This is a genomic window from Massilia cavernae (genome assembly GCF_003590855.1).
Classification (GTDB): domain Bacteria; phylum Pseudomonadota; class Gammaproteobacteria; order Burkholderiales; family Burkholderiaceae_D; genus Telluria_A; species Telluria_A cavernae.
Genome location: NZ_QYUP01000071.1, coordinates 56922 through 68655 on the forward strand (window position 1 = coordinate 56922; position 11734 = coordinate 68655).

Here is an 11734-nt window from a genome sequence, read left to right on the forward strand (position 1 = left end):
ATCATGCGCATCGCCACCTTCAACGTCAACGGCATCACCAGCCGCTTGCCCGCCCTGCTCCAATGGCTCGAAGAAACGCAGCCGGATGTCGCCTGCTTGCAGGAGCTGAAAGCGCCGCAGGAAAGGTTTCCGGAGGCTGCGCTCAACGAGGCCGGCTACCAGGCGATCTGGCACGGGCAGAAAAGCTGGAACGGCGTGGCGATCCTGGGAAAGGGCGTGGCGCCGCAGGAGGTGGGACGGGGCCTGGCGGGCGACCCGGAGGATTTGCAGAGCCGGTATATCGAAGCGGTGGTCAACGGCGTGATGGTGGTTTGCCTCTACCTGCCGAACGGGAACCCGGCGCCGGGGCCGAAGTTCGATTACAAGCTGAAGTGGTTCGAACGGCTGATTGCGCGCGCGGCCGAACTGCTCGAGACCGGCGTGCCGGCGGTACTGGCGGGCGACTTCAATGTGATGCCGACCGAACTGGACGTGTACAAGCCGGAGCGCTGGGTGAACGACGCGCTGTTCAGGCCCGAGACGCGCGAAGCCTTTCACCGGCTGGTGGCGCAGGGGTGGACGGATTCGCTAAGGACCATGCATCCGGATGAACGCATCTATACGTTCTGGGATTACTTCAGGAATGCGTTTGGGCGGGATGCGGGGCTGCGGATCGATCACCTGCTGCTCAGCCCGTCGCTTGCCGGTGCGTTGAAGGCGTCGGACGTGGACCGCGAGGTGCGCGGGAGGGAGAAACCGAGCGATCATGCGCCGACGTGGATCGAACTGGATCTCTCCAAGGTGCACAATAAATTGTTGAAGCCCGAGAAGGTCGCGTTGCCGTAAGAGCCCGTGGTCAATCGGGACAATTGGATCACGACCGCGCGTCGTCGTCCAGGCTGCGCAGCCACGCCAGCTTCTCGGCAATCTTCGCTTCGATCCCGCGCGGTACCGGCTCGTACCAGCGCGGTTCGGCCATGCCGTCCGGCAGGTAGGTTTCGCCGGCCGCATACGCATGCGGCTCGTCGTGCGCGTAGCGATACTCGTGGCCGTAACCCAGTTCCTTCATCAGCTTGGTCGGGGCGTTGCGCAGGTGGACTGGCACTTCGCGCGACTTGTCCTTCCTGACGAAGGCCATCGCACGGTTGTACGCGTTATATCCGGCGTTGCTCTTGGCCGCGATCGCCAGGTAGATCACGGCCTGCGCCAGCGCCAGCTCTCCTTCCGGCGAACCCAGGCGCTCGTACGTGGCCGCCGCATCATTGGCCAGCTGGATCGCGCGCGGGTCGGCGATGCCGATGTCTTCCCACGCCATGCGCACGATGCGGCGCGACAGGTATTTGGCATCGGCGCCGCCATCGAGCATGCGGCACAGCCAGTACAGCGCGGCATCGGGATGCGAACCGCGCACCGACTTGTGCAGCGCCGAGATCTGGTCGTAGAAGTTGTCGCCGCCCTTGTCGAAGCGCCGCGAATTCAAGGTAAGCGCGTTGTCGACGAACTCGCCCGTGATGGTGGTGATGCCCGACGTTTCGGCCGAGGTCTTGGTCTGCTCCAGCAGGTTCAGGAAACGCCGCGCGTCGCCATCGGCATAGCCGATCAGCGTGGCAACCGCCACTTCGTCGAACTGCAGGTGCTGCAGCACGCGCTCCTGCGCGCGCTTGAGCAGCTGCAGCATCTCGCTGTCGGTCAGCGCCTTCAGCACGTACACCTGCGAGCGCGACAGCAGCGCCGAGTTCACCTCGAACGACGGGTTCTCCGTGGTCGCGCCGATCAAGGTCACCAGCCCGGACTCGACAAACGGCAGCAAGGCGTCCTGCTGCGACTTGTTGAAGCGGTGAATCTCGTCGATGAACAGGATGGTGTGCTTGCCGCCTGCCAGGTAATGCTCGGCCTGCTCGATCGAGGCGCGGATATCCTTCACGCCCGACAGCACCGCCGACAGCGCGATGAACTCGCAGTCGAAGGCGTGCGCGGTCAGGCGCGCCAGCGTGGTCTTGCCGACGCCGGGCGGCCCCCACAAAATCATCGAGTGCGGCTTGCCCGACTTGAACACCAGGTTCAGCGGCTTGCCCGGCGCCAGCAGATGGCTCTGGCCGATCACTTCATCGATGGTGGCCGGGCGCAGCGCTTCGGCCAGCGGCGGCGAGGGCTCGGCTTTGAAAAGGTCATCCACGGGGTGTCCCGGTTCGGTATGGGTGGGTCATGCGTAGCAAAATTATAGGACAACGGCTGCGCCAGCCCGGTTCGCGCATGCGCGGCGGGCCGTGTTGACGCAGGTCGCGCAGCGTGTGCGCTTAGTTGCTGTTGAAAACGTCGGCGCCCTTCGGCACCACGAACTTGAACTGCTGCCCGCCAAGGTTGGGGTTCTTCTCGAACTTCTGGAACGCCAGCAGCGAGGTTTGCCCGAATGCGTCGCGCAGTTCCATCGCTTCCGGGGTGCCGTTGCGCAAACCGATGCTGATCTGCTCGAACGCAGTGTCCTTGGCTTTCGGCGTGGCATTCAGCCATTCAAGCCCGTCGCGGGTGCCCGCTTCGCTCAGGGTGAAGTTCTTTTCCAGGTCGTTGCTGCCGAACAGGATTGCGGCCGGCGACGAGCCGAGCGCGTCGCCCAGCTTCTTGACCGTCACCTGGTTCAGGTCCTTGTCGTAGATATACAGCTGGTCGCCGTCGGCTTGCAGCTGCTGCTCGTAAGGCTTCACGTAGGTCCAGATGAACTTGCCCGGACGCGCGAACACGAAGTTGCCGGAGGCCGGCTGCGAAACCTTGCTGCTTTCCGTTTTCTTGACCTGGCGCTGGGTGAACTCGCCGCGCGCCGACTTGGTGCTTGCCACGAAGGTCTTGAACTGGGCCAGCGCGCTTGCGTACGCCGAGTCGGACAGCGCCAACGCGCCTGCGGCCACCACGGCGCCAAATGTCGTTTTCAGGCTGATGCCCATATTGCTTCCTTATTCAGCACTGGCAGCGGGAACGAGGATGTCCCGGTTGCCGTTCGATTGCATGGCGGAGACGACTCCGCTGTTTTCCATTTGTTCCAGCAGGCGCGCGGCGCGGTTGTAGCCGATGCGCAGGTGGCGCTGCACCAGCGAGATCGAGGCGCGGCGGTTCTTCAGCACGACTTGTACCGCCTGGTCGTACATCGGATCCGCTTCGCCGCCCGCTTCGCCTGCAGCGCCGCCCTCGGCACTGCCCTCGCCTTCCAGCGTGCCGCCTTCGAGGATGCCTTCAATGTAATTCGGTTCGCCTGTCGACTGCAGATGTTTTACAACTCGATGCACTTCGTCGTCCGACACGAAGGCGCCGTGCACGCGGATCGGCAGGCCGGTACCCGGCGGCATGTACAGCATGTCGCCCATGCCCAGCAGCGCTTCCGCGCCCATCTGGTCGAGAATGGTGCGCGAGTCGATCTTGGACGACACCTGGAACGCGATGCGGGTCGGGATGTTCGCCTTGATCAGGCCGGTAATGACGTCGACCGATGGACGCTGGGTCGCCAGGATCAGGTGCAGGCCGGCCGCACGCGCCTTCTGCGCGATACGGGCGATCAGTTCCTCGACCTTCTTACCCACCACCATCATCAGGTCGGCAAGCTCATCAATGATAATGACGATGGTCGGCAGTTTTTCAAGTGGCTCAGGTGAATCGGGCGTCAGCGAGAACGGGTTCGGGATGTGCTCCTCGCGCTTGGCCGCCTCGGCGATCTTGGCGTTGTAGCCTGCCAGGTTGCGCACGCCGAGTTTACTCATCAGCTTGTAGCGGCGTTCCATCTCGTTCACCGCCCAGTTCAGCGCGTGGCCGGCCTGGCGCATGTCGGTCACCACCGGCGCCAGCAGGTGCGGGATGCCTTCGTACACCGACATTTCCAGCATCTTCGGGTCGATCAGGATCAGGCGCACGTCGGCCGGGTCGGACTTGTACAGCAGCGACAGGATGGTAGCGTTGATGCCGACCGACTTACCGGAACCGGTGGTACCCGCCACCAGCAGGTGCGGCATCTTGGCCAGGTCGGCCACCACGGCCTTGCCGGCGATGTCCTTGCCCAGCGCGACCGTCAGGTTGGACGGGCTGTCGTTGTAGACCTTGGAGCCGACGATTTCCGTCAGGCGCACGATCTGGCGCTTCGGATTCGGCAGTTCCAGCGCCATGTAGTTCTTGCCCGGGATGGTCTCGACCACGCGGATCGAGGTCAGCGACAGCGAACGGGCCAGGTCGCGCGCCAGGCCGACGATCTGGCTGCCCTTGACGCCGGTGGCCGGCTCGATCTCGTAGCGAGTGACGACCGGGCCCGGATAGGCGGCCACGACCTTGGCTTCGACACCGAAGTCGGACAGTTTCTTCTCGATCAGGCGGCTGGTGAACTCCAGCGTTTCGACGGAAACGGTTTCCTGGGCCTCCGGCGGATCGTCCAACAGCGACAGCGGCGGCAGCGGCGAGTCGCCCGGCAGGTCGCGGAACAGTTCGGCCTGCTTTTCCTTCTGCACCCGGTCGGACTTGACCACTTCCACCACCTGCGGCTCGATCTTGACCGGCGCCGCCGCGACATGCTTCTCGACGTGCTTGGCACGCTCGTGCACCACCACCTCGTCGCGCTTGACGGCCGCCACTTCACCCTGCTTGCGGTCTTCGCGGTCCTGGTAGCGCAGGCGGAACCATTCGACCGTGTTTTCCAGCGCCTCGCCGATGCGCTCGGCAACCGCCATCCACGACACTTGGAAGAACAGCGAGAAGCCGAGGAAGAACAGCGACAGCAGCAGCAAGGTGGCGCCGGTGAAGCCGAAGGCGTGGTGCGCGTTCTGGCCGATCAGCTCGCCCAACACGCCGCCCGGACGGGCGCGCGGCAGCTGCACGTGCAGCGACCACATGCGCAGGTATTCGAGGCCGACGCTGCCCAGGAACAGCAGCGCGAAGCCGACCCAGCGGATCGCGCCTTCGTGTTCGTGCTCGGGATCGGCTTCGCGTTCCATGACGAACTTGTCGGTCAGCGAGCGGTAGCCCTTCCAGACCAGCCGCAGGAAGCAGATGCACCACCACCAGGCCGAGAAGCCGAAGATGAACAGCATCAGGTCGGCCAGGTAGGCGCCCGCGCGGCCGCCCAGGTTCATTACCTTGGGCACCTGCACCTCGTGCGACCAGCCCGGATCGGCCTTGTTATAGCTAATCAGGATCATCACGAAGTACAGGAACACGACTGCCAGCGCGATCCAGCGCGCTTCGGACAGCAGGCGCACCAACCGGTTCGGCAGCGGTGGCCGGACGGTGGTGTTGCGTGTGTAACTGGAGGTTTGTGCTTGGCTTGTCTTAGTCATTCTGTGTGAAACGTTGCTGCCATAAAGCGATCCGCCCATTCTAAGCCATATATTGCAAGACATGCCTATCAATCATGCACGTGCGCATCATCGTCTATAATCGCGGGCTGGCATTAGAACACTTGAACTGGAAATTTTCAGCCCCAGTTTCATTTCTTACACATTTCGATAGAAGCTCTCCATGACCACTACCAAACACGCCAAAGTCCTGATTATCGGTTCCGGCCCGGCCGGCTACAGCGCAGCCGTCTACGCCGCGCGCGCCAACCTGAACCCGGTTCTGGTGACCGGTGTCGAGCAAGGCGGCCAGCTGATGACGACCACCGACGTCGAGAACTGGCCTGGCGACCCGATGGGCGTGCAGGGTCCGGAGCTGATGCAGCGCCTGCTGCAGCACGCGGAGCGCTTCAAGACCGAAATCGTGTTTGACCACATCCACACCACCTTCCTCAACGAGAAGCCGATCCGCCTGGTGGGCGACACCGCCACCTACACCTGCGACTCGCTGATCATCGCCACCGGCGCTTCGGCCCAGTACCTCGGCCTGGAATCGGAAACGAAGTTCATGGGCAAGGGCGTGTCGGCCTGCGCCACCTGCGACGGTTTCTTCTACCGCAACCAGGAAGTCGCGGTCGTCGGCGGCGGCAACACCGCGGTCGAAGAAGCGCTGTACCTGTCGAATATCGCCACCAAGGTCACCCTGATCCACCGCCGCGACAAGTTCCGCGCCGAGCCTATCCTGGTCGACCGCCTGAAGGCCAGGGCCGCCGAAGGCAAGATCGTCATCAAGTACAACCACACGCTGGACGAAGTGACGGGCGACGACAGCGGCGTCACCGGCATCAACCTCAAGTCGACGGTCGACGGCAGCATCACCCCGATGTCGGTGCACGGCCTGTTCATCGCCATCGGCCACAAGCCGAACACCCAGATCTTCGAAGGCCAGCTGGACATGAAGGACGGCTACATCAAGACCAAAACCGGCCTCGAAGGCATGGCGACGTCCACCAACATCCCGGGCGTGTTCGCCGCCGGCGACGTGCAGGACAACGTGTACCGCCAGGCCGTCACCAGCGCCGGCACCGGCTGCATGGCCGCACTGGACGCGCAGAAGTTCCTGGAAAGCCTCGAGGACTAAGCAGCATCATGGCGTCGATGAAGGATTTTGCCGACCTGAAGGCCTTGCGCGAAGCGCTGAAGGAACAGGAACAGCAGCGCGCCATCGAGAAAGCCGAGCGCGAGAAGCGCGAACGCGCGGCGCAGCAGGAAGCCAGCGTGTTCCGCAACGCACTCGGCGGCGTCAAGAAACTGCCCGAGTCGGACCGCTACGTGCCGAATGCGCCGCCGGGCATCAACCCTCCTCCTCCGCGCCAGAAGTTCCGCTCGCAGGCGGAGGACGACGCTGCGGTGCTGCGCGAATCGCTGTCGGACGACTTCGAGGTCGACCATTTGCTGGAAGACGAGCCTGGCGTCAGTTTCTCGCGCCACGGGATCGGGCCGGACGTGCTGCGCAAGCTGCGCAAGGGCTACTGGCAGGTGCAGGACGAGCTCGACCTGCACGGCATGCGGCGCGACACCGCGCGCGACCAGCTGGGCGACTTCCTGCGCCGCGCCGCCAAGCGCAAGCTGCGCTGCGTGTGCATCATCCACGGCAAGGGCCTCGGCTCGGCCGGCGGCGAACCGGTGCTGCGCTCGATGGTGCACAGCTGGCTGGAGCAGAAGGAAGAGGTTATCGCGTTCTGCGCCGCGAACATGGACGGGCGGCCGCATGGCGCGCTGATAGTGCTGCTGCGCGCGGCGATTCCGACGATCTAGGCTGCTCGCTTCGGTGGATGCGCTTCGCTTATCCACCCTACAAAATCCCGCCGGGACGTTACTCGTATACACGTAGGGCGGATAAGCGAAGCGCATCCGCCGAACGCATGCGTCGCCATGACCCCGGCGGGTTAGGCTCCGCTCAACCACCCTACTTCCCTCCCCACTCATGCGCATGGTAATGTAGCAAATTCGCTATATTTCCATTGCAGCATGGCCCTCATTAAATTCATCGAAATCATGGCGATCCTGGTCGGCGCGTTCTCCGGCTTCATCGAAGCCCGCCGCAAGCGCATGGACCTGGTGGGCGTCTTCACGGTCGCCTTCATCACCGCTTTCGGTGGCGGCACGCTGCGCGACATCCTGCTCGACCTGCGTCCCCTGTTCTGGGTTACGCACCAGGAATACGCGATCCTGATTTTCGTCCTGGCGCTGGTGGCGTCGCCGCTGATCCGCACGCTGCGGCATATCCTGTCCGAAAAGCTGATCGTGATCGCCGATGCGATCGGGCTGGGGCTGTTTTCAATCGCCGGCGTGTCGGCGGCGCTGGACGCCAACATGCCGATCTTCATCGCGTCGATGATGGGCGTGATCACGGGAATTTTCGGCGGCGTGCTGCGCGACATCGTCTGCAACGAAGTGCCGATGGTGTTCCGCGATGGGAAACCGTATGCGATCTGCTCCTTCCTGGGGAGCTGGATGTACCTCATCATGCGCAAGTTCGACTTCCCGCATGATTTCGCGCTGTGGTCGAGCGCCACGTTCATCACCGGCCTGCGGCTGCTGACGTGGCGCTTCGATATCAAGATGGGGCGTTAAAGCGGCGCCCCTGCGGTTAAACCGCGTCCGGCCCAGTCTCGCCGGTACGGATCCGGATTGTCTGCTCCACTTCCTGCACGAAGATCTTGCCGTCGCCGATCTTGCCGGTGCGCGCGGCCTTGATGATCGCGTCAACCACCTGGTCGACCATCCCGTCATCCACCACCACCTCGATCTTCACCTTCGGCAGGAAGTCCACCACATACTCAGCCCCGCGGTACAGCTCGGTATGCCCCTTCTGTCGGCCAAAGCCTTTTACTTCGGTCACGGTCAGCCCGGTGACGCTGACGTCGGCCAGCGCCTCGCGTACCTCGTCGAGTTTGAAGGGTTTGATCACGCAGGTAATCTGTTTCATGGCTACTCCTAGTTTGGTGGTTCACTTGCTATTTTAAACGACGAGCTCGCCGTGTGGTGCTTTCTACAAGCTTGCGTGATTGTCCTTGCCGTGCACCAGCGCCCGGTCCATCGTTTCCAGATGGGCCTGGAACCACAACGACAGCAGCCGGACCGCCTCGCGCGCATCGGCGACATTGCCAGTCTCGACGTGGTGCAGGGCCGCCAGTATCCGTGCGTGCTCCTCGAGGTGCGCCTTGACGCCGGGATCGGCGGCCTCGAACATCAGGTCTTCCTCCTCGCGAAAGTCGCGCTCCAGGCGCTCTGCGAGCAGCGCTGTGCCCTGCTCCAGCTCGCTGTCCGGCGCACTGGCCAGCCGCCGCATTTCATTGAATAAATCCCGGTGCGCCGCATCGATCGCCGGGTTGCCCAGCTCCATAGCATGCGTCCAAACAAGCGCGTCCATTGCCACTCCATCCAACTCGCGTCCTTCCACTAACTTTAGCGCATGCGCGAGCCGTACGAGCGTGCTTTACTCGGGAATGTTTGCCAGGTCGTCGAGCCAGACCGTCGCCTCGGAATCGCTCGGCGCGCGCCAGTCGCCGCGCGGCGACAGCGAACCGCCATTGCCGACCTTCGGCCCGTTCGGCACGCAGGATCGCTTGAACTGGCTGGTCTTGAAGAAGCGGAACAGGAAGATGCCGAGATAGCGCTTGATGTCGCCGATGGCGTATTCGTTGCGGTCGGCATGCGGCGCATCCGGCCACACGCCCGCGTTGCGGTCGTGCCAGGCGGAGTACGACAGGAAGGCCACCTTCGACGGCGCGAAGCCGTAGCGCAGGATGTAGTAGAGGTTAAAGTCCTGCATCTCGTACGGCCCGATCACGCGCTCGGTGCTCTGCGCCGGTTTGCTGTCGTTGGCCTTGCCGGGCACCAGTTCGGGGCTGATCTCGGTATCCAGGATCGCCGTCAGCACATGAGAGCCGCTGGTCCCGATCTGGCCGGTATCGGCCACCCAGCGCACCAAATGGGTGATGAGGGTCTTCGGCACGCTGGCGTTGACGTTGTAGTGCGACATATGGTCGCCCACGCCGTAGGTGCACCAACCCAGTGCAAGTTCGCTCAGGTCGCCGGTGCCGATGACGATCCCGTTGTGGAAGTTCGCCAGCCGGAACAGGTGGCTGGTGCGTTCGCCAGCCTGCACGTTTTCGAACGTGACGTCGTATTCCTCCTTGCCCTCCGCGTACGGGTGGCCGAGGTCCTTCAGCATCTGGATGCAGCTCGGGCGGATGTCGATTTCATGCGATGCGCAGCCGATGGCCGCCATCAGCTCCTTCGCCTGCTTCAGCGTCCGTTCGCTGGTGGCAAAGCCCGGCATGGTGTAAGCCAGGATGTTCGAACGCGGCAGCTTCAGTCGGTCCATCGCCTTCGCGCACACCAGCAGCGCGTGGGTCGAGTCGAGGCCGCCAGATACGCCGATCACCACTTTCGACATGCCACTCGACGATAGCCGCTGCACCAGCGCCTGCACCTGGATGTTGTACACCTCGGTGCAGCGCTCATCGCGGCGGGCCGGATCGGCCGGCACGTAAGGGAAACGTTCGACAGTGCGCTGCAGCGGCAGTTGTGCATCCACCGGCACGTCGAGTTCAAAGCGCACGACACGGAATTTCGACACCTCGCCGGCATGTCGGCGCACCGACTGGCCGAAGGTCGTGGTATGAAAGCGCTCGCGCGACAGCCGCTCCAGGTCGACATCGGCGTAGGCGATGTGCGATTTGTCGGAGAAACGCTCGGTTTCGGCGAGCAGCACGCCGTTCTCGTAAATGAGCGCCTGCCCATCCCAGGCCATGTCGGTGCTCGACTCGCCCGCCCCGGCCGATGTGTAAAGATAGGCCGCGAGGCAGCGCGCCGACTGCTGGCTGACCAGCTGGTGACGGTAGCCGCTCTTGCCGACGACGACGTTCGACGCCGACAGGTTCACCAGCACGGTGGCGCCAGCCAGTGCGGCGAACGACGACGGGGGAACCGGCACCCACACGTCTTCGCATATCTCGATGTGGAAGCGCAGCAGCGGCAGGTTTGCGACCTCGAACAGCAGCTCCGCGCCAAACGGGACGGTTTCGCCGAGCAGCTCGACCGAGGTGACTGAAGCGCAGTCGGCGGCGCTGAACTGGCGCGCCTCGTAGAACTCGCCGTAGTTTGGAAGGTAGCACTTGGGCACCACGCCCAGCACCTTGCCGCCGGCGACGACGACCGCGCAGTTGAACAGCTGGTGCTGCACGCGCAGCGGCAGGCCAACGATCAGCGCCGCGGACAGCTTTGCGGAAGCATCCTTGATTTCACCGAGCGCCTGTTCCGCGCCATCGAGGAGCGCACGCTGCTGGAACAGGTCGTCGCAGCTGTATGCCGTCAGGCCCAGTTCGGGGAAGGCCACGAGTACGGCGCCCTGCGCGGCCGCCTCTTGCGCCAAACGCACGGTTTCAGCCGCGTTGAAGGCCGGGTCGGCAATCTTGCAGCGAGGCGTGGCGACGGCAACGCGTGCGAAATCGTGCGAGTAAAGGTTGAAAAAGCTATTCTTCATGTCTTCCGCGCAAAAATACTGTTGATTCGACAAAAATGAATTATCGCACGCATATCGTTTCTTCCCTGGCCGATATCGGACAACAGGCGTGGGATGGCCTGGTCGCAAAGCAGGACAAGCCCAATCCCTTCCTGTCGTTCGCCTTCCTGCACGCCCTTCACGAGTCGGGCAGCGCCAGCGAGGACACGGGCTGGCAGCCGCAATTCATCGCGCTGTACGATGGCGGCGAACTGGCCGCGGCGATGCCACTGTATGTGAAGTTTCATTCGTATGGCGAGTACGTGTTCGACTGGGCGTGGGCCGATGCCTATCACCGCAACGGCGTCGAGTACTACCCCAAGCTGCTGTCCGCGATTCCGTTCACGCCGGTGACCGGGCCTCGGCTGATGGCGGTCGATTGGGACGCACGCGCCGCGTTGATCCAGGTGCTGCGGGCGACGCAGAAGGCATCCGGCGTGTCGTCAACCCACATCCTGTATCCTCCGGAGGAGGAAGCGCGGGCACTGGCCGACGCGGGCTACATGCTGCGCAGCGGCGTGCAGTTCCACTGGCTGAATCCGGGCTACCGCGACTTCGACGAATTCCTGTCCACGCTCGATCGCAAGAAGCGCAAGAACATCAATGCGGAGCGGCGCAAGGTGCTTGAAGCAGGTGTGACGATGCGGCGCGTTCGCGGAGTCGATGCGACGGAAGCCGACTGGCGCCTGTTCCACCGCTGCTACCGCCACACCTACGCGGCGCATCATTCGACGCCGTATTTGAACCTCGACTTCTTCCTGCGCATCGGGCGCACGATGCCCGGGAATATCCTGCTGGTGGTGGCGGAACGCGACGGCCAACCGGTGGCGTCGTCGATGGTGATCCATAACGAGGACACGCTGTTCGGGCGCTACTGGGG

Annotated in this window: 11 protein-coding genes; 5 read left to right on the plus strand and 6 right to left on the minus strand. The window is 63.5% G+C overall.

The features are described from left to right. The first annotated feature begins 3 nt into the window (after window positions 1-3). A complete protein-coding gene (gene xth, locus D3872_RS07105; protein WP_119810121.1) occupies window positions 4-825 on the plus strand; it encodes an exodeoxyribonuclease III in 822 nt (273 codons plus the stop codon). Window positions 826-853: 28 nt separating this feature from the next. On the opposite strand, the gene D3872_RS07110 is transcribed toward xth, so the two are convergent. The 3 genes from D3872_RS07110 to D3872_RS07120 form a co-directional block, all read right to left on the minus strand. Beyond that, a complete protein-coding gene (locus D3872_RS07110; RefSeq protein WP_119810122.1) occupies window positions 854-2155 on the minus strand; it encodes a replication-associated recombination protein A in 1302 nt (433 codons plus the stop codon). Between the two features lie 121 nt (window positions 2156-2276). Continuing rightward, a complete protein-coding gene (gene lolA, locus D3872_RS07115; RefSeq protein ID WP_119810123.1) occupies window positions 2277-2918 on the minus strand; it encodes an outer membrane lipoprotein chaperone LolA in 642 nt (213 codons plus the stop codon). Between the two features lie 9 nt (window positions 2919-2927). Beyond that, window positions 2928-5285, minus strand: coding sequence for a DNA translocase FtsK (locus tag D3872_RS07120; RefSeq protein ID WP_119810124.1), 2358 nt, complete (start codon window positions 5283-5285; stop codon window positions 2928-2930). A 181-nt stretch (window positions 5286-5466) separates the two neighbouring features. Here D3872_RS07120 and trxB point away from each other — a divergent pair, with 181 nt between their 5' ends. The 3 genes from trxB (at window position 5467) to D3872_RS07135 (ending at window position 7919) form a co-directional block, all read left to right on the plus strand. Then, on the plus strand, window positions 5467-6423 hold the full coding sequence (trxB, locus tag D3872_RS07125; protein WP_119810125.1) for a thioredoxin-disulfide reductase: 957 nt from the start codon (window positions 5467-5469) through the stop codon (window positions 6421-6423). An 8-nt stretch (window positions 6424-6431) separates the two neighbouring features. Continuing rightward, the gene (locus tag D3872_RS07130) at window positions 6432-7100 is read left to right on the plus strand and encodes a Smr/MutS family protein (RefSeq protein ID WP_119810126.1); all 669 of its coding nucleotides are present in this window, start codon (window positions 6432-6434) and stop codon (window positions 7098-7100) included. A 213-nt stretch (window positions 7101-7313) separates the two neighbouring features. Continuing rightward, a complete protein-coding gene (locus D3872_RS07135) occupies window positions 7314-7919 on the plus strand; it encodes a trimeric intracellular cation channel family protein (protein ID WP_119810127.1) in 606 nt (201 codons plus the stop codon). 16 nt (window positions 7920-7935) lie between these two features. Here the strand turns inward: D3872_RS07135 and D3872_RS07140 are convergent, their stop codons facing one another. From D3872_RS07140 to D3872_RS07150, 3 genes are all read right to left on the minus strand, one after another. Beyond that, window positions 7936-8274: a P-II family nitrogen regulator gene (locus tag D3872_RS07140; RefSeq protein WP_119810128.1), complete on the minus strand. Its 339-nt coding sequence runs from the start codon at window positions 8272-8274 to the stop codon at window positions 7936-7938. Between the two features lie 63 nt (window positions 8275-8337). Then, window positions 8338-8718: a bacteriohemerythrin gene (locus D3872_RS07145; RefSeq protein WP_119810129.1), complete on the minus strand. Its 381-nt coding sequence runs from the start codon at window positions 8716-8718 to the stop codon at window positions 8338-8340. Between the two features lie 66 nt (window positions 8719-8784). Further along, the gene (locus D3872_RS07150) at window positions 8785-10836 is read right to left on the minus strand and encodes an NAD(+) synthase (RefSeq protein WP_119810130.1); all 2052 of its coding nucleotides are present in this window, start codon (window positions 10834-10836) and stop codon (window positions 8785-8787) included. 35 nt (window positions 10837-10871) lie between these two features. Between D3872_RS07150 and D3872_RS07155 the strand changes: the two genes are divergently transcribed. Then, window positions 10872-11734 (plus strand): GNAT family N-acetyltransferase (locus D3872_RS07155; protein WP_119810131.1); only part of this gene is annotated, 863 nt, incomplete at its 3' end.